Origin of the sequence: Belnapia rosea, from assembly GCF_900101615.1 — a bacterium.
In the GTDB taxonomy this organism is placed as follows: Bacteria; Pseudomonadota; Alphaproteobacteria; order Acetobacterales; family Acetobacteraceae; genus Belnapia; species Belnapia rosea.
The window spans coordinates 174,618-196,694 of sequence record NZ_FMZX01000003.1; the positions used below are offsets into that span (position 1 = coordinate 174,618).

Below are 22,077 nucleotides of genomic sequence, written 5' to 3' on the forward strand. Positions count from 1 at the left end.
CAGTAGGCATGGAGGGCCGGCAGGGATGTCGCGTACATCGCGACCATGTAAGTAAAAGCCTGTGCGAGCGTCGACATCTTCATCTCCGTGTCGATGCGTATTTTTGAAACATCCCATTTCTGAAACAACCCACGACCCTGCGATTAATCCGATTTAATCCAGGAACGGACTGGTTGATGGCAACCCTGCGGAGGGCCCGCCGTTGCGCCGCGGAATTCCGGCATGGTCACATGGCCCGGAGCCGCCGCGCCCTGCCCGCGCAGCACCAGCAGCGCACAGCGCAGCATCAGCACCAGGTCGCCGCCGAGGCTCTGCCGCGCCGCATAGCGTGCATCGAGGGCAAGTCGCGGCCCCCAGGGCAGGGCATTCCGCCCCGCTGCCTGGGCGAGGCCGCAGAGCCCCGGCCGCACCGCCAGCCGCCGCGCCTGCGCCGGGCTGTAGAGCGGCGTGTAGTCCGGCGGCAGCGGCCGCGGCCCGACCAGGCTCATCTCGCCGCGCAGCACGTTCACCAGCTGCGGCAACTCGTCGAGCGCGCTCGCCCGCAGCCATCGCCCGAAGCGGCCGAGGCGCTCCGCATCGCTGCCCGCGCCATCCGCCATGCTGCGGAATTTCAGCAGGGTGAAAGGCTGGCCGCCCCACCCGGCGCGGACCTGCCGGAACAGCACCGGCCGCCCGAGCCTGAGGCGCACCGCCAGCGCCACCATCCCCAGCACCGGCGCCAGCGCCAGCAGCAGCACCGCGGCGCCCAGCAGGTCGAACAGCCGCTTGCCGCCCCGCTCATACATGCCTGCGGCGCGCCTCCACCGCGAGCGACAGCAGCAGGCCGAGGGCGAACCAGACCATCCGGTTGCCGAGATCGGTCGAGACCATGGCGGTCAGCGCGACGGGCAGCGTCAGCGCCGCGATCCGCGCCGCCCGCCCCGGCGCCACGTGCCGGGCCTGCCGCAGCGCCAGCGCCACCCCGCCGCCAAAGGCCAGCAGCCAGAGCGCGAAGCCCGGCAACCCCGCCTCGGCCAGCATCTCCAGCGCATGGTTGTGCGGATGCAGGCTGCGGTCATCGCCGCTGCCCGCGGCCAGGGTGAAGCCGCCGGTGCCGAGGCCCAAGGGCGCCGCCGCCCCGGCCTGGCGCAGCGCCTCGCGCCAGAGCAGCAGCCGCGCCGGCACCGCCTCCGCCGGGTCGCCGAAGAGCCGGTCGAGGGTGCGCAGCCCCGCGACCTCCGCCGGCATCGCCAGCAGGAGCAGCAGCCCCGCCCCACCCGCCAGCCCCACCCCGCCCAGCCAAGCCAGCGCCGCTCCCCGCCGGCCCAGCAGCCAGAAGCGCAGCGCCGGCGCCCCACCCAGCCCGAGGCCGAGGCCGAGCGCCGCCGCCCGCCCGCCCGGCACCAGCGAGGCCGCCGCCAGCCCCAGCACCACCACGCCCCAGCCGGCCCGCGCGCTGCCCCGTGCCTCGGCCAGCCGCAGCGCCGCCAGCCCGCCGGCACAGGCGATGGCAAGCCCGGCCAGCTGGTACTGCACCCGCACCCGCATCGGGTCGGCGCCCATCTCGCCGCCCAGCACCACCCGGTCGGTCGCCAGCCCCCAGGCGATGCCGGCCCCGACCAGCACCCCGATCGCCACCACCGCCGCGCCGAAGCGGCGCAGCGTCGGGGCATCGGCGCCGACCAGCAGCCCCGCCGCCAGCATGGCGGGGCCGAGCACCACCACCTGCGGCAGCTTCTCCGCCAGCACGATGCGGGAGGCGCTCCAGCTCGCCGCCAGCACCAGCCAGACCAGCAGCCCCGCCACCCCCGCCAGCGGCAGGACAAGGCCACGCCCGAGCCGCCAGTCGTGCAGCGCCAGCAGCAACAGCAGCGAGGGCAGCAGCAGCAGCCCGGCGAGCAGGGTGAGGTCGACCGGCAGCGCGGCGAGGCCGGGCAGGGATTTCAGCGCCCCGGCGAATTGCAGCATGGCGGCGAACAGCCCGGTGCCGGCCGCCAGCGCCCCGGCCTCAATCCGCCTCGGCACCCAGCCTCCGCATGCCGGCCGGCACCTCGTATGGCTGTGGCCAAGGCCGCCCCGGCCCGCGCAGCAGCAGCAGGCAGGCGGCACCGAGCAGGCTGGCGAGCGGCGCCGCCACCGCCAGCAGCACCAGCAGCAGCGGCCGGTTGGGCAGGGAGGGGCGGATCTCCACCATCGGCGCCGAGACCATCCGCACCGCCACCGCCTCATCCGCCGAGACCACCAGGGCAACCCGCTGCTGCGCCGCCAGCAACTCGTAGAGCGCGCCGCGCTGGTAGAGGTCCCGCTCCACCGCCAGCCGCGCCTCGATCGCCGCGATGCGCTGACGTGCCTGGCCCAGCAGGTCGGTGCGGACCTTGGCTTCCGCGAGGGCATGCAGCCGGCGCAGCATGTCGAGCGCCGCCTCCCGCTCGCGGTGCTCGAGCGTCAGGGTCACGGTGGTGGTGGCGATGCCCTGGGTGGCGGCGAAGCGCCCATCGAGCCAGGCCCCCGCATCGTCGAGATCGGCCTCGATCCGCCAGCCGAGCAGGCGGCGCAGCGCGCCCATCGGCCCGGCGCCGCGCCATTCGGTCAGGCTGGCGAGCAGCCCGGTGTCGCGGGCCAGCATCGCCGCCGCCTCCGGCGCGCGCAGCGCATCGAGATAGATGCCGAAATTGCCCGAGGGCCGGTTGTCCAGCAGCCCGCCCTGCAGCAGCGGCCCGGGCGCCATCAGGGTCGAGGTCGCGACGCCGCTGGTCTCGGCCGGCGCCACCATCGCCTGGGCGACATAGTGCCGCGGCCAGGCCAGGATCAGCGCGGCGCCAGGCGCCAGGGTCAGCACCGTCGCCAGCAGGACCGGCCAGCGCCAGCGCCAGATCCCGCGCAGCAACTCATCAAGGGGCATGCCGCATCCTAGTATCCGGTGCGAAATGGCATCAATACGGAATCATTCCGGAACCTCAATCAGCGTCGTCACCCGGCAGGCCGGGGCCGTAATGCGGGCGACCAGCACCGGTACTGGCCGCAGCACGCCATAGTCCGGGCTCTCCACCCCGGCCTCCAGCGTCAGGGCGAGCGGCGCATCGGCGGTGACCCGCAGCCGGCCAAGGGGCCCCGCGACGCCATCGGCGGCGAGCCGCCAATCCGCTGGCGCCAGCCGCCAGCGCAAGGCCGCCCGCCGCCAGGGGCCCGCGAGTCGGTCCTCCACCCGCCAGCGCCGTCCCTCCGGCCAGACCCGCCGCTCCTGCCGGTTGCCGCGGTGGTCGACCAGCCACCCCCCCTCCGGCAGCAGCCCGCATTCCGGCCAGCGCGCATGCAGGAAGCGGGAGAGGGCGGGCATCTGGTCCGCCCCGTCGAACTCCACCGTATTGTGCCCGGCCGTCGCCCAGAGCTCGGCCCGCCAGGGGTTGTAGCTGCCGGTCCCGCCATCCCGCAGCAGGTTGAGCGGCCCGTCCCACAGGTCGAGGTGCAGCAGGTCGGCATGGGCCGGGCGGAAGCGCAGCGGCCCGGTCCGCAGCACCGCGCGCACCCGGCCGCACCGCCAGCCGCGCAGCCCCTGTACCGTCCAGGCCGCCTCCGGCGCCGTCAGGGGCGGTCCTGCCGCCAACCCCATCCAGGCACAGCCCGGATCCCCCTCGAACCCGGCCGAGCGCCCGGCCAGCAGCCGCGCCGCCCGCTCGAGGCTCGGCCGCGCATCCGCCGGGCCGGCCAGGGACAGGTCGGCGAAGGCCGAGCCGTCCTGGTGGCCGAGGCGCGGCGTCGCCCCCGTCTCCGCCGCCACCAGGCGCTGCAGCCAGGCCACCGGTGCCGGGTCGGGCGGCGCGGGTGCCAGCCCATGGCGCCGCCGCAGCCATTCCGTCACCGCCAGCACGTCGAGCAGCAGCCGGTGATAGCCGGTCGAGAGCTGGGCGAAGCTGCCATCCGCCGCCACCAGCCGCCGCCGCGCCGCCGCCAGCCGCCGCTCCCCCGTCGCCACCCAGGCCGGCTCGCCGAGCAGCAGCCCACAGGCGAGCAGCCCGGCCGGCTCGGAGATGGCGTGGTTGTTGTCCTGCGCCATGCCATAGGCCGGCGTCGCCGCGATCCGCCGGCCATGCAGCCGGACCAGCGCCCGCGCCCCCGGCGGCAGCGGCGCGCCCGCCAGTGCCAGGGCGAGATGCAGCACCCGCAGCGCCGCCTCTTGCGCCGAGGCCCAGTTCGGCCCGCGGAAGGCCGGGTTGCGCGCCGCCCAGTCGGCCAGCAGCGCCGCCGCCCGCCTGCCGAAACCCCTGCCCGGCGCCAGCCGTGCCGCCTGGGCGAGCAGCACCAGCTCCGCCCAGCGGTTGCGCTCCCAGACCGGCCGCACATCGCCAGGGCCGAAGAGGTCGAGGCCGAGGGCAGGGGCGCCAGCAGGGAAGGGCCCATGCCAGTCGCCGGCCACAACCGCCGCCGCCCGCGCCAGCACCGCGGCGCGATGCGCGGCCGGCAAGGCCGGGGCAGGGGGCAGCGCCTCCGGCCAGAACGGCCCGTGCGGCACCGGCGCATCCGCCAGCGCCCGCCGCGCCAGGGACCGGGCCGGGGGAGAACGGTCCCAGGCCGCCAGCAGCACCGGGCGCAGCCCGAGCCGCCAGGCCGCGTCGATGATTCGCAGCCGCTTCGAAACATATTCCATTGCGGAAATGATTTTGATTCGTTTAGTGATCGAATACGATCATTTTTCACGAGAGCCCCGTCCTGACGCCGTTCCCAGGCCGACCCGCGCTGCGCCGCCTGCTGGCCGCCCTGCTGGTGCCGCTCGCCCTCCCATGGCCGGCCCCGGCCCAGACCGGCATGCCAGCCGCCACCACGCCCGGCAGCGCCTATCTCGCCCCGCCGGCCCTGCCGGGCAGCCTGCCGGGCGGACTGCCCCTGCCCGCCCTGCCGCCGGCGGCACAAGGTGACATCCTCCAGCGCATCCTCGATGCCGGCGCCCAGCGCCCGCCCATGCCGCCCGCCCCGGCCTGGAGCCAACCCGCCCCGCAGCCCGCACCCCTCCCGGCCCCATCGCCGCCGGAGGAGCCGCTCTCCCCCGCCGAAGCCTTCTTCGCCAGCCGCACCGCCGCGGGCGATGCAGCGCCGGGCAGCCCCGCCCCGCCGCCGCTCCGCCTCTTCGGCATCGAGAACCTGCGCAGCCTGCCCGGCGCCCCGGCCCCCGGCCCCGGCTTCGGCACCCTGCCGGACGACTACCTGCTCGGCCGCGACGACGAGCTGGTGCTCGCCTTCCGGGGCCGCTCGCGCCAGACCCTCAGCCTCCGCATCGGGCGCGACGGCATGCTGCTGCTGCCCGACCTCGCCCCCATCCCCGCCGCCGGCCGCACCCTGCGCGACCTCCGCGCCGACCTCGCCGGGCGTGCGTCGCGGGAGCTCGGCGGGTCGGAGGTCTTCCTCTCCATCGGCCAGATCCGCCAGGCCAACCTCTTCGTCGGCGGCGAGGTGCTGCGTCCCGGCCTGCAGCAGCTCAGCGCCATGGCGAGCCTGCTCGACGCGCTGGTCGCCGCGGGGGGCATCCGCCGCACCGGCAGCCTGCGCGCCATCCGCGTCGAGGGCCCCGCCGGCCGCCGCATCATCGACCTCTACCCGGTCCTCGCCGGCGAGGGGGAGGCGCCCGACCTCCGCCTGCGGGAGGGCGAGCGCATCCTGGTCCCGCCCCTCGGCAGCGTCGTCGCCATCGGTGGCGAGGTGATGCGCCCCGGCCTCTACGAGCTGCCGGCCGGCGCCTCCCAGGCGCCGCTCGCCGCCATGCTGCGCCTGGCCGGCGACCCGATGCGGCCGAGCGGCAACCGCTTCCTCCTCCAGACCACCGATGCCGAGGGCCGCCGCAGCTGGCGCGAGATCGGCCCGCGCGACGCGCTCCGGCGCGGCGACGCGCTGCTGGTCCAGCCCGGCTCCGACGTGCTGGCGCAGCAGATCCGCCTCTCCGGCCATGTCGGCACGCCACTGGTGCGCGCCGCCGGGGGCCGGGGCCAGACGCTGCGCGGCCTGCTCGCCGACCCGCGCCTGGTGCGGCCCGATCCCTATCCCCGGCTCGGCATGGTCTGGCGGACCGACCCGCGGACGCGGGCCCGCCGCTTCATCCCCTTCGATCTCGGCCGGGTGCTGCAGGGCCAGGCCGACCTGCCGCTGGCTGAGGGTGATGAGGTGATCCTGCTCGGCCTGCCCGACGTGCTCTTCCTCGCCAGCCCCGGCGTGCAGCAGGCGCTGCGCGGCGACCCGCCGGGCCCGGCCGCCCAGCCCGCCCCCGGCCCGGCGCCCCCCTCGACGCCGCTGCCCAATGCCGCCGCCACGCCGGCCCAGGCCCCGCCTGCCGGCCCGGACTGCCAGGCGCTGGTGCTGCTGACCATCGCCGCGCAATCCTCCCGCCAGCGCTTCGCCCATGCCCGCAGCGCCGGCTTCCCCGATATCGGCCGCACGCCCTGCCCGCAGCTCTTCCTCGACTACCCGACCCTGCTGCCGACGCTCATCGACCAGACGGTGCTGCTGACCGGCGAGGTGCGGCTGCCCGGCCTCTACTCCATCCTCGACGATACCGGCCTCGATGCCGTGCTCGCCGCGGCCGGCGGGGCGACCGACACGGCCGACCTCTCCACCGTCGAATTCGCCCGCGAGCCGGCCGAGCAGAACGGCGCCCTGCCGCTCAGCCGCACCCTGCTCGACCTCCGCTCGCGCAATTTTGCCGCCATCCGCCTCTCGCCCCGCGACGCGCTGCGCATGCCGCGCGGCTTCGGCGACCGCGACAGCGGGCCGGTGACGCTCGCCGGGGAATTCGTCCGCCCCGGCATCTATGACATCCGCCGCGGCGAGCGCCTCTCCGAGGTCATCGCCCGCGCCGGCGGGCTGACGCCCCAGGCCTATCCCTACGGCGCCGTCTTCACCCGCGACAGCGTGCGCGAGCGCCAGCAGGACGGCTTCGCCCGCACCGCGCGGGAGCTGGAGCAGGGGCTGATGCAGGTCGCCGCCGGCCAGGCGGTGGCGGGGATGCGCGGCTCCGCCGATCTCGGCGGCGCCATCATGGCGGGGCGGGAGCTGGCGGCCTCGCTCCGCCAGGCCCGCGCCGCCGGGCGGATGGTGGTCGAGGCCAACCCCGTGATCCTCGCCGGCCGCCCCGATCTCGACGTGCTGCTCGAACCGGGCGACCTCATCGCCATGCCGAAGCGGCCGAACGAGGTGACGGTCGTCGGCGCCGTCCTCAACCCCGGCAGCCTGCAATTCGCCAGCGGCCGCCGTGCCGCCGACTATGTCCGCGCCGCCGGGGGCGAGCAGCGCTTCGCCGATGGCAACCGCGCCTTCGTCGTCCTGCCCAATGGCCAGAGCAGCCCGGCCGGGCTCGGCGCCTGGCAGATGGGTGGGCCGCCCGTCCCGCCCGGCAGCACCGTGGTCGTGCCGCAGGATCCCTCGCCCTACGAGCAGTGGGGGATGCTGCGCGACGTGACGCAGGTGATCTCGCAGATCGCCCTCTCCAGCGCGGCGCTGGCCGTGATCGTGCGGACGGGTGCGCGGTAGGGGCGCGAGGCGGCGCGCGGGGGCTTGCACCACCCTCGGCCTCCTCCTCGCGCTCGCCGCGCCTGCCCGCGCCCAGGACCCGCGGGCGAGCGGCAGCGACTTCGGCGGCGCCGGGCTGATCGAGATGCGCAACGCCCGCTTCCGCCCGGACGGCACGCTGGAGGCCGGCGCCGCGCTTCGCCACCAGCGGCAATTCTGGTTCCTCTCCTTCCAGGCCCTGCCCTTCCTCGAGACCACCTTCCGCCTCACCGACCGGCTGAACGCCACCACGGGCCGCGGCACCACCACCGACCGCGCCTTCGACATCAAGGCCCGGCTCTGGGAGGAGAATGCCTGGCGCCCGGCGCTCGCCATCGGCGCGCAGGACCTCATCGGCACCGGCCTCTATGCCGGCGAGTATCTGGTGGCCTCCAAGCGCCTCTGGGCCATCGACCTGACCCTCGGCCTCGGCTGGGGCCGCCTCGGCACGGGCAGCGACCTTCGCAACCCGCTCGGCCTGCTCTCCGGGCGCTACGAGACGCGGCCGCGCCATGTCGGGGCCGGCGGCGTGCCCGCCATCGGCAGCCTGTTCCGCGGGCGGGAGGCGGCGGTCTTCGGCGGCATCGAATGGTCGCTGCCCTGGGCGGAAGGGCTCAGGGCCAAGCTCGAATGGTCCGGCGATGCGCTGCGCGACGAGCGCGGCGGCTACCCGGCCCGCACCACCGCCCTGCGCGGCGGGGCACGCTCCCGCCTCAATGCCGGCCTCACCTGGCAGCCGAATGCCTGGCTCGATGCCGGCCTCCACTTCGTCCACGGCACCGACCTGCTGTTCCGCCTCTCCCTCCGCCTCGACCCGGCGCATCCGCCGGAGGCGCCCCGCCCCCCGCCGCCGCCGATTCCGCCGCGTCCCGGGGCGCCCGGCGATGTGGCGGCGGCGCTGCGCCGCGCGGGCTTCCGCCCCCTCGCCGTGACCCGGCAGGGGGAGGAGGTCCGCATCGCCGTCGCCGGCGGCCGGCACCGCACGCTGGCCCGCACCGCCGGCCGCGTCGCCCGCGCGGTGCAGGGCAGCCTGCCGCCGGAGGTGGAGCGGATCGCCGTCGAATGGCACCGCGCCGGCCTCCCCGTTGCCCGTCTGGTGCTGCTGCGCGAGGCGATGGAGGGCGCCGCGATCGGCGCCGGCAGCGCGGAGGAGGTACTGGCCGGCGCCGCCCTGCTTCCCGCCGAGCCGCTGCCCGGCCTCGCCCCGGACCTTACCTGGGCGCTCGAGCCCCGCCTCGCCCTGCAGCTCGGCGACCCGAAGGCCGGGCTGCGCTGGCAGGCCGCGGCGGCGGCAGGGGCGCGGCTCGGCCTCGGCTGGGGGATGGCCGTCGCGGGCAGCCTCGCCCAGGCGGTGGCCGGCAATCTCGACAAGGGGATGGCCTCCGACAGCCTGCTGCCGCATGTCCGCAGCGACATCGCCCGCTATGCACGGGAGGGGCGGACGGCGATCCCGACCCTCTATGCCGAACGCCTCTGGAGCCCGGCACCCGACTGGTTCGCCCGCCTCTCGGCCGGGTTGCTGGAGCCGATGTTCTCAGGCGTCTCGGGCGAGGTGCTGTGGCGGCCGCAGGCGCGACCCTTCGCGCTCGGCCTCGACATGGCCTGGGTGGCGCAGCGCGACTACCGCCAGCGGCTCGGCAATCTCGGCTACTCGGTGGCGACCGGGCACCTGTCGCTCTACGCGGACCTGCCGGTGTGGAATCTCGGCGCGGTGCTGCGCGCCGGGCGGTATCTCGCCGGCGACTTGGGGGCGACGCTGGAGGTGAGCCGGCGGTTCGACAGCGGCATCGAGGTCGGCGGCTTCGCCACCCGCACCGATGTCTCGTCTCGCCGCTTCGGCGAGGGCAGCTTCGACAAGGGGATCTTCGTCCGCATTCCCCTGCAGCTGCTGGGGCCGGAGACGCCCGCCGTGGCGAGCGCCCTGATCCGCCCCGTGATCCGCGATGGCGGCCAGCGCCTCGCGGTGGACAACCCCCTCTGGGACGTCACGCGGGAGGGGAGGATGGAGGCGTTGGGGCGGGACTATCTCGGCTTGCTGCGATAGCCCGCCCCTTGGCAGCTCAGCCCATGGCCTTGGTGAGCTTGGCGGCGATCTCGAACATCTCCTCCGGCGCGTAGTCCGGCGTGAAGGCGGAGGGGATGCCCTCGAGCTGATGGATCTTGCCGCCTTCCGGCATGCCCTTCACCACTTCCAGCTCACCCGGCGGGTCGCCCGGCAGGGCCTGCTCGCCCTGGCCCCAGATGCCGGCGATCTCGGCATAGTCGTTCGGGCTCCAGGTGTAGAGCCGGCGATGCGAGCCTTCCTGGAGGTACTTCTGGCATTCCGGGATGTTGCCGAGCGGGATGTTCGGCGTCGGCAGCATCTTCTCGATCTCGACGCCGGTGAGGTTCTTCAGCGCCAGCGCGTAGGAATGCGCATGGACCGAGCCGCGCACCAGCAGGTAGCCGCAGACCTCGCGCCCGGTCGGGTCCGACAGGGTCTCGTAGACCCGCAGCTTGTGCAGCCGCGCGCCGCATTCGAGGTGGAAATTATGCAGCAGGTCGAACACCACATTGCCGGTGGTGGTCACCATGTCGGCGTTCCAGGACATGGAGTTGCTGTTCACCGGCGTGGCCCCACCGCCATGGGAGGCGAAGCTGGCGAAGGAGCGGATGTCCTTCATCGCCTCGAAGGGCGTCTTGGAAATGTCACCGCCATCGGCGCCGTCCGCGCCCTTGTCCGGGCCGTTGGCCAGCATGGCGACGCCATTGCTCACCAGCTCGACATGGCCGAGCTCCTCGGCGGTGATGCTGGCGACCAGCCCGTAGAACGGGCGCAGCTTGCTCTTGCTGCGGAAATTGAAGCTCTGGAACATGTAATTCCCGAGCGTCGACATCTCACCATACTTGCCGCCCAGCAGTTCCTGCAGTGCAGCGGCCGCATTGGGGTCTTGCCGCTTCGGCGCAGGCAGTTCCGCCTGCAGCTTGTCGACGCGCATGAACATGGGGGGTTTCCTTCCGGATTGTGTCGGGGGGCTGCCTGAATAACCGGGCAGGCCGCTCCGGGTTTTCGTCTCGGCGGCGGATTGGCACGCTTGGCACGACCATTCCGGACGCTTGCGGACGGACGCCGCTTCCGTCACACCCGCCGCCGCATGACCCTCGGCGCCTTCTCCACCCATCTCCTCTTCGCCCTCGGCCTGGCGCTGCTCTCGGCCGGTGCCGTCCGGGCGATGATCCGCTGGCCGATCCTCGACATCCCGAACGGCCGCAGCGCCCACAGCGTGGCAACGCCGCGCGGCGGCGGCGTCGGCGTCGTCGCCGCCTTCCTCGCCGGGCTGATGGTGCTCTACGGCGTCGCCGATTTCGCCCGGCTGGAGGAACGCCAGTTCCTCGGCGTCATCCTCGCCGCGCTGGCGATCGCCGGCGTCGCTCTGGCCGATGACATGCGCAACCTCTCCGCCCGGCTGCGGCTGCTGGCGCAGCTCGCCGCGGCGCTGGTCGCCATCGGCACGGGCCTCACCCTGTCGCGCCTCGCGCTGCCCTGGATCGGCGTGACGGAGCTCGGCTGGCTCGGCCCGCTGCTGACCGTCTTCTGGATCCTCGGCTGCACCAACGCGGTCAATTTCATGGACGGGCTCGACGGGCTGGTCGGCGGCACCCTGCTGATCGCCTGCGTCGCCCTCGCCGCCATCGCCGGCGCCGAGGGCGGGCGCTTCGTCTATGTCGCGGCGCTGATGCTGGCGGCGGGCTTCGCCGGCTTCCTGCCCTTCAACCTGCACCCGGCACGCATCTTCATGGGCGATGTCGGCAGCCAGTTCGCCGGCTTCATGCTGGCGGTGCTGGCCGTCGCCGCGGCGCGCTTCGATGCCAGCCAGATCAGCTTCCTGATCGTGCCGCTGCTGCTCTTCGGCCTGCTCTTCGACGCGGCCTTCACCCTGCTGCGCCGCGCCTGGATGGGCGACCGCGTCGGCGCGCCGCACCGTACCCATCTCTACCAGATGGCCCAGCGCAGCGGCATGGGCACGCGCGCCGTCGCCGCCACCCATTGGGGCTTCGCCCTTCTCCAGGCCGGGCTCGCCGTGCTGTTCCTCCAGCTGCCGCCGGGGCTGAAGCCCCTGGTGGTGCTGCCGGCGCTCGGCCTGCAGCTCGCCTGGCTCGGCTATGTCGCGGCACGGGTGCGGCGGGCCGGGCTCAGCTGGCGGGACTGAGGAACTCCATCACCAGCATGGGCAGCGAGGGGCCGATCCACTGCTCGGCCCGCAGCACCGCCCCGCCCTCGGCCTCCACCCAGAACAGGTTGGTGAAGCCGCCCCGGTCGGCGCTGCGGCAGCGCTCACGCACCAGCAGGGTCCCGGCATCCTCCGTAGGCTCGGCGCGCAGCCGGCAATCGAGGGCGAGGCCGAAGCGCATGCCCCCCGGCTCGCCATCCGGATCCTTCAGGTCGACGAGGCGCCGCGCCGCCGCCGGGCGGTCGAGCAGCTCGGCCGGGCGGGCGAGGGGGTCCGGCCCGTCGAAATGGGTTGCCGCGACATAATGCCGGAAGCCGGCGGTGGCGGTGACGCGGCCGCCCTCGGTCGCCACCACCTGTCCTGCTGCGGTCCGCCAGATGCGTCGCTCGCCGAGCGCCTGCAGCAGCATCGCCGCGGTCGGCCGCCCGTTCAGCCAGAGGCGGAGCGCCGGCCCATCCGGCTCCGGCAGGTCCTCCAGCGCCGGCCTGTCCCCCAGCGGCTGCCCCTTGTGCAGGCCGGACCAGAGCGTGTCGCCACAGGCGGTGAGCAGCAGGGGCAGCAGCAGGGTCCAGGCGCGCATGGCGCCATATTAGATGCAATAGCAAAACAAACAAAGCCCGCCGAGCAACCTTCCCGGCTGCTCCAGCGGCGGCAGGCCACAGCGCCGCACCGGGGGTCGACCGCAAGACGCCACACCGAACAGTCTCAGTATCGGTCCATTCTTGTCCCAGAAGAAGCCACAGGATCAGGCTGAAGCGGAACCCCACAAATAATAGTGATGGACGCCGGCGCTTTTGCCGGGAACCCTATCGGCACTCCACCGAATGCCGAGGGATCTTCCGCCATGTCATCATCCGGCGCCTTGATCGAGGCCGATATCGTCGTGGTCGGCGCCGGAAGCGCCGGCTGTGCCCTGGCCGCCCGCCTCTCCGCGGACCCCGGCCTGCGCGTGCTGGTGCTGGAGGCGGGGCGGCGCGACCGGCTCGGCATCACCCGCCTGCCGGCCGCCCTGCTGCGCACCATCGGCAACCCCCGCTACGACTGGGCCTATACCTCGGAGCCCGACCCGACGCGGGGCGGCCAGTCGGAGCTCTGGCCGCGTGGCAGGACGCTCGGCGGCAGCTCCGCCATCAACGGCATGATCTATGTCCGCGGCGCCGCCGCCGATTACGACGCCTGGGAGGCGATGGGCTGCGACGGATGGGGCTGGCGCGACGTGCTGCCGGCTTTCCGCCGGCTGGAGACGGCCGATGCGCCGGATGCCACGCATCGCGGCGGTACCGGCCCGCAGCGCGTCTCGGCCCTGCGCTGGCGGCACCGGCTGGCGGCGGACTTCATCGAGAGCGGCGTCGCCTGCGGCATCCCCCGCTCGGCCGACCTGAACGGGCCGCAGCATGAGGGCATCGGCTGGAACCAGGGCTCGATCCGGGACGGCCGGCGGCATTCCGCCTATGACGCCTTCCTGGCCCCGGTGCTCGGTCGCCCCAACCTCACCGTGCTGGACGACGTGCTGGTGGAGCGCCTGACCTTCGCCGGCCGCCGCACCACCGGGCTCGAGGCCCGGCGCGGCGGGGTGCCGCTGCAGGTCGTCGCGCGCCGCGGCGTGGTGCTGACGGCGGGCGCGATCAACACGCCGCAGCTGCTGATGCTCTCCGGCATCGGCGAGGCGGAGGCGCTGCGGCGCCTCGGCATCGCGCCGGTGCTGGACGCGCCCGAGGTGGGGCAGAACCTCATGGAGCATCCCGGCCTCTACGTGCAGGCCGAGATGACGGAGCCGACCGCCAACCGGGAGACCACGCCGCTCCGCGCCGCCTGGCACCTGGCGCGCTGGCTGGTGCGGCATGACGGGCCGGTCAGCGTGCCGACCGCCCAGGCGCTGGCCTTCTTCCGCTCGACGCCCGAGGCGGCCGAGCCGGACCTGCAATTCCACATTTTCCCCTATGGCTCCACCATCGGCCGCGGCGGCAAGCGGGTGATCCCCCGCCGCAACCTGGCGACCATCCTGATGAACGCCAATTTCCCGCGCTCGCGTGGCTGGCTGGAGCTGCGCTCGGCCGACCCGGCGGCGCCCATCGCCATCCATCCCCGCCTGCTCGATCATGCGGATGACGTGGCGACGCTGCTGCACGGGCTCGACTGGGTGCGGCGCATGGCGGGCACCGGACCCTTCGGCGCCGGGCTGCGCAGCCTGATCGGCGTGCCGCCGGCCACGGCGGGGCGGGAGGCGGACCTCGCCTATCTCCGTGCCGCCACGCGTCCCTTCTACCACCCGGCCGGCACCTGCCGGATGGGACCGGATGCCGGCGCGGTGGTGTCGCCCGACCTCGCCGTGCAGGGCATGGAGGGGCTCTGGGTCGCCGATGTCTCGGTCTTCCCGCGCCACATCGCCGGCAACACCAACGCGACGGCGCTGATGATCGGCGACCGCGCGGCCGATCTCATCGCCACGGCGCTGCGGCCGGGCGCGGCGCGGCAGGCCGAGGCGGTGCTGGAGGCCGCCTAACCCGCCTCCAGCCGGTAGACATCCGCGCGGCGGTTGGCGAGGGCCGGAAGTTCGGCCCGCAGCGCCTCCTGCCGCGCCAGGTCGAGCGTGGCGGCGACGATGCCCACCCCTTCGGGCCGGCAGGCCAGCACCTCCCCCCAGGGGTCGATGATCATGCTGTGGCCGAAGCAGGCCCGGCCATCGACCGATTCCCCGACCTGCGCCGCGGCGATGACGAAGCACTGGTTCTCCACCGCCCGGGCGCGCAGCAGCAGCTCCCAATGGGCGCGGCCGGTATGCCGGGTGAAGGCGGCCGGCACCAGCAGCAGCCGGGCGCCGGCCAGCATGTGGAGCCGGTAGAGCTCCGGGAAGCGGATGTCGTAGCAGACCGAGAGCCCGGCCCGCAGCCCCTCGACCTCGGCCGTCACCACGCGGTCGCCGCCGCCGACGGTCGCGGATTCGCGGTAGCTCGGCTGGCCGGCGAGGCCGATATCGAAGAGGTGCAGCTTGTCGTAGCGCGCGGCCACCTGCCCCTCGCGGTCGAAGAGCAGGCTCGCATTGCTGCAGCGGCCATCCGCCGCCCTGGCATGGAGCGAGCCCGCCAGCACCCAGAGGCCGAGCCGCCGCGCCTGGTCCCCGATCGCCGCGGAGAGTGGGCCGGGGATGGGCTCGGCCGCCGCCAGCGCACCCTCATCCGTGCCGAGGTAATCGAAATATTCCGGCAGCACGGCGAGGTCGGCGCCCTCCGCCGCGGCCGCCTCCAGCAGGTCGAGCGCAGTGGCGAGATTGGCCGCCTTGTCCCCGCGTGAGTTCATCTGGCATGCCGCGACGCGCATCGCATGGTCCTCCGTTCGGCGGGCGCCATGACGGCCAAGTCAGCCCATGGTTCCGCTATGTAGGGCGCAACTATATTCGATATGCGGCAGCGTGCCGTTAAGTACGTTACTGTACAATGCATTGAACTTATTCGGTTTTTCTTTCTGAAATTGCTTCTTCGTAAAGAACCTGCCTTGCCGACACAGCGTTGCCTCCGCCACTGCCGCTTCATCCACCTCCCCCAGTTGGGCAGGGAAAGACAGCAACGCCAGAAGATGGGCAGACCCGGAACACGACCCGGGATGCTCCAAGGAAGCACCAATGATCTCGAGAAACCCCCGTCTGCTCACGCCCGGGCCGTTGGCCCTCGCGCCCGAGGTGAAGGCCTCGATGCAGAGCGATCTCGGCTCCCGCGACTCCGCCTTCCGGCAGGTGACACGCGACATCCGCCACTGGATCCAGGACCTGGCCCATGCGGGTCCCGACTACACCACCATCCTGATGCAGGGCAGCGGCACTTTCGCCATCGAGGCGGCGCTGACCACCTTCCTCAAGGACACCGACAAGGTCCTGGTCTGCGCCAATGGCGTCTATGGCGAGACTGCGGCGAAGATCCTGCGCCGCCACCGGCTCGGCCATGAGGTGCTCACCCGCCCCATCACCGAGCCGGTCTCGGTGGAGCAGGTCGCGGCGCGCCTCGCGGCCAACCCGCAGATCACCCATCTCTACGTCGTCCATTGCGAGACCACCTCGGGCATCCTGAACCCGCTGCCGGAGCTGCTGGCGCTGGCGCGCAGCCGCGGCATCACCAGCATCGTCGATTCGATGAGCGCCTTCGGCGCGATCGAGGTCGATGCCGCGCGGCACCCCTTCGATATCCTCATCTCCTCGGGCAACAAATGCCTGGAAGCGCCGCCGGGCATCGCCTTCGCCATCGTCCGCCGCGCCCTGCTGACGCCGGAACAGACCGTCGCCCGCACCTATACGCTCGACCTCTACGACCAGTGGTGTGGCTTCGAGGAGAATGGCGACTGGCGCTCGACACCGCCGACCCATGTGGCCCAGGCGCTGCGCGCCGGGCTGATGGGGCTGCGGCAGGAGACGGTGGCGGGCCGCCATGCGCGCTATGCCGCCATCCGCGACCGGCTGATCGCCGGGCTGCGCCCGCTCGGCTTCGCGCCGATCCTGCGGCCTGAGGTGCAGACCCCGATCTGCGTCGCCTTCCGCAACGACGCCCTGGTGCCGGATGCGCTCGCCTTCACCGAATACTACCAGCACCTGCGCAACGCCCGGCTGCTGATCTATGCCCGCTTCCACGAGGCAAGCCGCAGCTTCCGCATCGGCTGCATCGGCCAGATCGAGGCCGCCTGGGTGGATGAGCTGATCGAGGCCACACGCAGCTTCGCGCTTGCCCGGCGCCAGGGCGGCGGCGGCGCGGGCCTCGCCCGGCGGGCGGCGGCGGCGCCGGAGCGGCGGCCATGAGGGCGGCCCCGCGCCCGGTCGCCATGGCCGCGGCCTCACCGGCGGCGAATGACACGGCGGGGGAGGATCGCTTCCGTCGCCTGCTGGCCGCCGAGGGCACGGATAACCTCCTTGTCTGCATGGTCGACATGCAGGGCCGCCTCGTCGGCAAGCGGCTGACCGCGCGCCAGGCCCGCGAGACGCCGGGCGAGGACATGCATGCCTGCGACTACCTGCTCGGCGTCGATACGGAGATGGTGCCGATCCCCGGCCTCCGCTCCAGCGGCTGGGAGCGCGGCTTCGGCGACTTCTCCATCCGCCCGGATCCCGCCACCGCGCGGCTGCTGCCCTGGCAGCCGGGCACCCTGCTGGTCCTCGGCGATACCGTGGACCATGAGGGCTGCCTGGTGCCGCACGCACCCCGCAGCATGCTGCGCCGGCAGTTGGAGCGGCTGGCCGCGGCGGGCTTCACCGCCAGCATGGCCTCCGAGCTGGAATTCACCGTCTTCCAGGGCGACTGGCAGCAGCTCCGCGCCGGATCCTATCGCGGCCTCACGCCGGACGGCTTCTACTCGGAGGACTACCAGGTCTTCCAGGGCACCGGGCGGGAGCCGCTGATCCGCGCCATCCGCAACGGGATGGAGGCCGCCGGCATCCCGATCGAATCCTCGAAGGGCGAGGGCGGGCCGGGCCAGGCGGAGATCACCCTGCTGCACGCCCCGGCGCTCGAGAGCGCCGACCGGCACGTGATCTACAAGACCGGGGTGAAGGAGATGGCCCAGGCCGCCGGCAAGACCGCCAGCTTCATGGCCAAGTGGCACGAGGCGCAGCCCGGCAGCAGCGGCCACATCCACCTCTCGCTCTGGGGCCTGGGCGGCGAGTCGGCCATGGCCGATGCCGGCGGGCCGCACGGCTTCTCCGCCGGCTTCGCGCATGTCCTCGCCGGGCAGATCGCCCTGCTGCGGGAGATGACGCTGTTCCTCGCCCCCGTGGTGAACTCCTACAAGCGCTTCCAGCCCGGCTCCTTCGCGCCGACCAAGGCGGTGTGGAGCCGCGACAACCGCACGGCAGCCTTCCGCGTGCTCGGCCATGGCCGCAGCCTGCGCGTCGAATGCCGCGTGCCGGGCGCCGATGTGAATCCCTATCTCGCCTATGCGGCGCTGATCGCGGCCGGGCTGCACGGCCTCGAGCAGCGCCTGCCGCTCGACCCGCCGGCCGAGGGCAATGCCTATCTCGCCGAGGGCCTGCCCGAGATCCCAACCACGCTGCGCGAGGCGATGGCGGCGCTCGACCGCTCCACCGTGCTGCGCGCCGCTTTCGGCGATGCGGTGATCGACCACTATGTCCGCGCCGCCGCCTGGGAACAGGCGGAGCACGACCGGCGCGTCACCGACTGGGAAATCGCCCGCTACCTGGAACGGGCCTGAGCATGGCGGACAACCAGAAGGGCGCGCCGGTCCTCGGCGCGCTGGCCCGGTACAGCCAGTCCGGCAGCGCCAAGGCCGGGCAAGTGCCGCTGAACCGCGCCGCCGGCGGGATGGTGACGCCCCGTCCCCCCGGCAGCAGCGGCCAGTCCCTCGGGACGGTGCGGGTGGTGGCGTGACCGAGGCCGCCTGGATCGCGGCGGCGGAGGCGGCGGCGGATGTGGCCGGCGCCGCTATCCGCCCCCACTTCCGCGCGGGCCAGGCGCTGGACGCGGCGCTGAAGGATGACCGCAGCCCCGTCACCATCGCCGACCGCACCGCCGAGCTGGCGATGCGCGCGGTGCTGGCCGAACGTTTCCCCGACCATGGCATCATGGGCGAGGAATTCGGGCTGCAACGGCCGGAGGCGCCGCTGCGCTGGGTGCTCGACCCGATCGATGGTACCCGCGCCTTCATCACCGGCCGCCCGGTTTTCGGCACGCTGATCGCGCTGCTGGAGGGCAGCCGGCCCATCCTCGGCGTGATCGACCAGCCCATCACCGGCGAGCGCTGGGTGGGCGTGGCCGGGCAGGCAACGCGCTTCCGCGGCCCCTTCGGCGGCCGCCCGGGCTGCCGGCCCTGCCCGGATCTCGCCCAGGCGGAACTGTCCTGCACCAGCCCGGAGATGGTGGATGATGCGGCGCGGCCGGGCTGGCAGCGCCTTGCCGCCAGCGTGCGCCGCGTCTCCTGGGGCGGCGACTGCTACGCCTACGGGCTGCTGGCGCTCGGGCAGATCGACATCGTCGCCGAGGGCGACATGAAGATCTGGGACTGGGCGGCGCTGGTCCCGGTGATCGAGGGCGCCGGCGGCCGCCTCACCGGCTGGGACGGCGCGCCCCTGCGGCCGGAGGGGACGAGCCGTGCCCTCGCCGTGGGCGATGCCGCCCTTCTCCCCCAGGCCGTGGCGCTGCTGGCCTCGGCCTCCATTCCGCCTGTAGCCGGCGACCCGGGCCGGGCGTCAGGCGTTACCCCATCCACCGCAGCATCCCGGACCTCGCCATGACGGAACCCGACAGCTCCCAGGACCTGCACGCCACCGCCGAGCCGCCGATGCGCACCGCGGTCATCCTGCCCTGGCGCCCCGAGGGCCAGATGCGCGATGCCGAGGCGCGGCTGGACGAGGCGGTCGAGCTGGCCCGCTCGATCGGCCTTGACATCGTCCACACCGCGACGGTGAACCTGCGGGCACCACAGCCGGCGACGCTGCTCGGCTCCGGCCAGGTCGCCACGCTTGGCATGGCGATGGCGGAGGCGCGGGTCGGGCTCGCCATGGTCGATGCGGCGCTGACCCCGGTGCAGCAGCGCAACCTCGAGCGCGAATGGCACTGCAAGGTCATCGACCGCACCGGCCTCATCCTCGACATCTTCGGCGAGCGCGCCCGCACCCGGGAAGGTGCGCTGCAGGTGGAGCTCGCGCATCTCCAGTACCAGCGCAGCCGCTTGGTCCGGTCCTGGACCCATCTCGGGCGGCAGCGCGGCGGCTTCGGCTTCCTCGGCGGCCCCGGCGAGACGCAGATCGAGGCCGACCGGCGCCTGATCGGCGACCGGATCGCCCGGCTGCGGCAGGAGATCGAGGAGGTGCGCCGCACCCGCGGGCTGCAGCGCAGCGCGCGGCAGCGGGTGCCGTCGCCCGTGGTGGCGCTGGTCGGCTACACCAATGCGGGCAAGTCCACCCTGTTCAATGCGCTCACCGGCGCCGCGGCCTTCGCCGAGAACCAGCTCTTCGCCACGCTCGACCCGACGATGCGCGGGCTCGAACTGCCCTCCGGCCGGCGCGCGGTGCTGTCCGACACGGTCGGCTTCATCAGCGCGCTGCCGACCGAGCTGATCGCCGCCTTCCGCGCCACGCTCGAGGAAGTCGCGGAGGCCGACCTGATCCTGCATGTGCGCGACGGCGCGCATCCCGACAGCCAGGCGCAGCGCGCCGACGTCATCACCGTGCTCGACGGGATGGTGCAGGACGGCACGCTGGATGCGGGCTGGCGGCATCGCAGCCTCGAGGTGCTGAACAAGGCGGATCTCCTGGGCGGCGTTGCCCAGGTCGGTGCGCGGGCCGGCGAGATCGCCGTCTCCGCCCTGACCGGCGAGGGGCTGGAGACGCTGCGCGCCGCGATCGACACGCGGCTCTCGGAGGGGATGGTGACCGCGGGATACGACATCCCGACCAATGACGGCGCGCAGCTCGCCTGGCTCTATGGCCATGGCGAGGTGATCGGCCGGCAGGACTCCGACGACTCGATCCGCGTGACCGTCCGCCTCTCGCCCGACGACCGCGCGCGCTTCGAGCGGCAGTACCTGCCGGCCGCCGAAGCAGGGCGGCCTGCGGGGCCCGAGCGGTAGGCAGGCCGCTATCCGACCTGGCCTGGCCTCCACGATGAAGGAATGCGCGCATGACCGAACAACGCGAGACGACGCAGGGCGAGGGCACGCCTGAGCCGCAGCAGCCGCTGCCGCAGCCCTCTGGAACGGGCGGCGGAAGCCGCGGCGGTGCCCATGGCATCGCCTCCGGCCATAACCCCGGCGGCATGCTGCCCGGTGGCGGGCCCGGGGCGGGGCTCGGCAGCCTCGGCACCGGCGGCGGATCGACCGGCAATGCCTCGACCGGCTCCGTGAAGCAGGGCGGCCAATGACCGGGGAGCGCAGGCAGGGTCCGACGCATCAGGGGCCGAACGCGGCCGGCCCCGGCAACCTGCATTCCGAGCCGCCGCGCGACGCGCCCGGCCCCTGGGGCACCGGAGAGAGGCCCTTCCACTCCGAAGGCGGCAAACCCGCCGCCGATCCCGCGAGGGCCGCCGAGGCGGTGTTCTCCCACGGCAACCCCGGCCCCGCGGCCGAGGGTGATGCCGGGCCGGAAGCCGCAGGCAAGCCCGGCCCGGACAGCGGCTGACCCGCGCCGTCATGCGGCCGCGCCGCATGACCCCGCCGGCCCATCACGCGCAGATCTCCTCCGCCCTCTCCCGAACCGCTTTCCGACAGGCACCCGCATGACCAATCCAGCCCGCGTCATCGTCATCACCGGCGCCTCGAGCGGCATCGGCCGCGCCACCGCCCTGGCCTTCGCCCGCCGGGGGGGCAGCGTGGTCCTCGCCGCCCGCCGGCTCGGCATGCTGCAGGACGCGGCGCGCGACTGCGAGGCGCTGGGCGGAACCGCCCTCGCCGTGCAGACCGACGTCACCGACCTGGCGCAGGTCGAGGCGCTGGGCCGTGCCGCGCTGGAGCGCTTCGGCCGCATCGATCTATGGTTCAACAATGCCGGCATCGCGGCCTTCGGCCGGCTGGAATCCATCCCCGACGATGTCTGGCGCCGGGTGGTCGAGACCAATCTCTTCGGCACCATGCACGGCGCCCGGGTGGCGATGCGGCAATTCCGCCAGCAGGGCCATGGCGTGCTGGTCCAGAACGCCTCCATCGTCGGCCGCACCGCCAAGCCGGACGGCACCCCCTATGCCAGCAGCAAATTCGCCATCCGCGGCTTCTCCGAGGCCCTGCGCCAGGAGGTGCTCGACCAGCCCGGCATCCAGGTCTGCACCGTGCTGCCCTCGGTGATCGATACGCCCTTCTTCCAGCACGCCGCGAATTTCAGCGGCCGCAACGTGCAGGCCGCACCCCCGATCTACACCGCGGAGGAGGTGGCCGAGACGGTGGTTGCCCTGGCCGATTCGCCGCAGCCGGAGGTGATCGTCGGCGGCTTCGGCCAGATCGCCGCCTTGCAGGAAAGGCTGGCGCCGACGCTCGGCACCTGGTTCACCGGGCGCAGCCTGCATCGTGGCTTCCTGTCGGACGCACCGAGCGGCGACACCAGCGGCGCGCTGTTCTCCCCGATCGAGGATGGCCGGGCGGTTGATGGCGGCTGGCGCGCGGCGGCCGGGCCTGCCGGCGCGCCCCTCGCGGCCCTCACCAGCCTGGCGGCGCTGCCGCTGGCCTGGGCGGCGCTGCCCTGGCGCTTGGCCGATACCGGCCTGGCCGCCGGTGCCCGGATGATGGAGGCGATGGCCCCGGCCCTCCGGCCCGGGCCCGTCTCGAAATAGCCTCCCGCAGGGCTCCCCCTGCGGCCCGGATGGCGCAGTGTGGCCAATCCGCCACATCGCCCAGAAGTTGATTTGCATACAATCACACGATCTTGAGATCACGGACG

Annotated in this window: 19 protein-coding genes; 12 read left to right on the forward strand and 7 right to left on the reverse strand. The window is 73.6% G+C overall.

Annotated elements, in window-relative coordinates:
• Nucleotides 1-143 precede the first annotated feature (143 nt).
• From BLR02_RS09675 to BLR02_RS09690, 4 genes are read right to left on the reverse strand one after another with little or no spacing between them, the layout of a single operon-like run.
• The gene (locus BLR02_RS09675) at nucleotides 144-785 is read right to left on the reverse strand and encodes a sugar transferase (RefSeq protein ID WP_090564267.1); all 642 of its coding nucleotides are present in this window, start codon (nucleotides 783-785) and stop codon (nucleotides 144-146) included.
• Nucleotides 778-2,004, reverse strand: coding sequence for an O-antigen ligase family protein (locus BLR02_RS09680; RefSeq protein ID WP_245704711.1), 1,227 nt, complete (start codon nucleotides 2,002-2,004; stop codon nucleotides 778-780). Before BLR02_RS09680 ends, BLR02_RS09675 begins: the two co-directional genes overlap by 8 nt.
• On the reverse strand, nucleotides 1,988-2,881 hold the full coding sequence (locus BLR02_RS09685; protein WP_090662669.1) for a GumC domain-containing protein: 894 nt from the start codon (nucleotides 2,879-2,881) through the stop codon (nucleotides 1,988-1,990). The genes BLR02_RS09680 and BLR02_RS09685 overlap by 17 nt, the downstream gene beginning before the upstream one ends.
• A gap of 42 nt (nucleotides 2,882-2,923) precedes the next feature.
• Nucleotides 2,924-4,624 carry a heparinase II/III family protein gene (locus BLR02_RS09690; protein WP_090662671.1) on the reverse strand — a complete coding sequence of 567 codons (1,701 nt, stop codon included), beginning with the start codon at nucleotides 4,622-4,624 and terminating at the stop codon, nucleotides 2,924-2,926.
• A gap of 158 nt (nucleotides 4,625-4,782) precedes the next feature.
• On the opposite strand from BLR02_RS09690, the gene BLR02_RS09695 reads away from it, so the two are divergent.
• Together BLR02_RS09695 and BLR02_RS09700 are read left to right on the forward strand one after the other, a co-directional pair.
• Complete coding sequence (locus BLR02_RS09695) at nucleotides 4,783-7,491, forward strand: SLBB domain-containing protein (protein ID WP_090662879.1); 2,709 nt, start codon at nucleotides 4,783-4,785, stop codon at nucleotides 7,489-7,491.
• Nucleotides 7,481-9,553, forward strand: a complete 2,073-nt coding sequence (locus tag BLR02_RS09700; RefSeq protein ID WP_245704712.1) for a YjbH domain-containing protein — start codon at nucleotides 7,481-7,483, stop codon at nucleotides 9,551-9,553. The genes BLR02_RS09695 and BLR02_RS09700 overlap by 11 nt, the downstream gene beginning before the upstream one ends.
• A gap of 16 nt (nucleotides 9,554-9,569) precedes the next feature.
• Here the strand turns inward: BLR02_RS09700 and BLR02_RS09705 are convergent, their stop codons facing one another.
• On the reverse strand, nucleotides 9,570-10,493 hold the full coding sequence (locus tag BLR02_RS09705; protein ID WP_090662673.1) for a manganese catalase family protein: 924 nt from the start codon (nucleotides 10,491-10,493) through the stop codon (nucleotides 9,570-9,572).
• Between the two features lie 90 nt (nucleotides 10,494-10,583).
• Here BLR02_RS09705 and BLR02_RS09710 point away from each other — a divergent pair, with 90 nt between their 5' ends.
• Complete coding sequence (locus tag BLR02_RS09710; RefSeq protein WP_245704713.1) at nucleotides 10,584-11,699, forward strand: glycosyltransferase family 4 protein; 1,116 nt, start codon at nucleotides 10,584-10,586, stop codon at nucleotides 11,697-11,699.
• On the opposite strand, the gene BLR02_RS09715 is transcribed toward BLR02_RS09710, so the two are convergent.
• Entirely contained in the window at nucleotides 11,683-12,300 is a 618-nt protein-coding gene (locus BLR02_RS09715; protein WP_090564565.1) for a YjbF family lipoprotein, read from the reverse strand. The two genes, BLR02_RS09710 and BLR02_RS09715, sit on opposite strands and share 17 nt — an antisense overlap.
• A 264-nt stretch (nucleotides 12,301-12,564) precedes the next feature.
• On the opposite strand from BLR02_RS09715, the gene BLR02_RS09720 reads away from it, so the two are divergent.
• Nucleotides 12,565-14,223: a GMC family oxidoreductase gene (locus BLR02_RS09720; RefSeq protein ID WP_176849472.1), complete on the forward strand. Its 1,659-nt coding sequence runs from the start codon at nucleotides 12,565-12,567 to the stop codon at nucleotides 14,221-14,223.
• Here BLR02_RS09720 and BLR02_RS09725 read toward each other — a convergent pair.
• Nucleotides 14,220-15,038, reverse strand: a complete 819-nt coding sequence (locus tag BLR02_RS09725; RefSeq protein ID WP_090662677.1) for a carbon-nitrogen hydrolase family protein — start codon at nucleotides 15,036-15,038, stop codon at nucleotides 14,220-14,222. The two genes, BLR02_RS09720 and BLR02_RS09725, sit on opposite strands and share 4 nt — an antisense overlap.
• A gap of 301 nt (nucleotides 15,039-15,339) precedes the next feature.
• Between BLR02_RS09725 and BLR02_RS09730 the strand changes: the two genes are divergently transcribed.
• From BLR02_RS09730 to BLR02_RS09760, 8 genes are all read left to right on the forward strand, one after another.
• Complete coding sequence (locus tag BLR02_RS09730; protein WP_090564253.1) at nucleotides 15,340-16,500, forward strand: 2-aminoethylphosphonate--pyruvate transaminase; 1,161 nt, start codon at nucleotides 15,340-15,342, stop codon at nucleotides 16,498-16,500.
• Complete coding sequence (locus BLR02_RS09735; protein WP_218127900.1) at nucleotides 16,497-17,906, forward strand: glutamine synthetase family protein; 1,410 nt, start codon at nucleotides 16,497-16,499, stop codon at nucleotides 17,904-17,906. The genes BLR02_RS09730 and BLR02_RS09735 overlap by 4 nt, the downstream gene beginning before the upstream one ends.
• Nucleotides 17,907-17,908: 2 nt before the next feature.
• A complete protein-coding gene (locus BLR02_RS30380) occupies nucleotides 17,909-18,082 on the forward strand; it encodes a hypothetical protein (protein ID WP_245704714.1) in 174 nt (57 codons plus the stop codon).
• Nucleotides 18,079-18,945 (forward strand): inositol monophosphatase family protein, encoded by an 867-nt coding sequence (locus BLR02_RS09740; protein ID WP_245704715.1) that lies wholly within the window; start codon nucleotides 18,079-18,081, stop codon nucleotides 18,943-18,945. Before BLR02_RS30380 ends, BLR02_RS09740 begins: the two co-directional genes overlap by 4 nt.
• Nucleotides 18,942-20,282, forward strand: coding sequence for a GTPase HflX (hflX, locus tag BLR02_RS09745; protein WP_090662682.1), 1,341 nt, complete (start codon nucleotides 18,942-18,944; stop codon nucleotides 20,280-20,282). The genes BLR02_RS09740 and hflX overlap by 4 nt, the downstream gene beginning before the upstream one ends.
• 50 nt (nucleotides 20,283-20,332) lie before the next feature.
• Nucleotides 20,333-20,572 (forward strand): hypothetical protein, encoded by a 240-nt coding sequence (locus BLR02_RS09750; protein ID WP_090662684.1) that lies wholly within the window; start codon nucleotides 20,333-20,335, stop codon nucleotides 20,570-20,572.
• Nucleotides 20,569-20,829: a hypothetical protein gene (locus BLR02_RS09755; RefSeq protein ID WP_090662686.1), complete on the forward strand. Its 261-nt coding sequence runs from the start codon at nucleotides 20,569-20,571 to the stop codon at nucleotides 20,827-20,829. The genes BLR02_RS09750 and BLR02_RS09755 overlap by 4 nt, the downstream gene beginning before the upstream one ends.
• 97 nt (nucleotides 20,830-20,926) lie before the next feature.
• Entirely contained in the window at nucleotides 20,927-21,970 is a 1,044-nt protein-coding gene (locus BLR02_RS09760) for an SDR family oxidoreductase (protein ID WP_176849473.1), read from the forward strand.
• The last annotated feature ends 107 nt before the right edge of the window (nucleotides 21,971-22,077 follow it).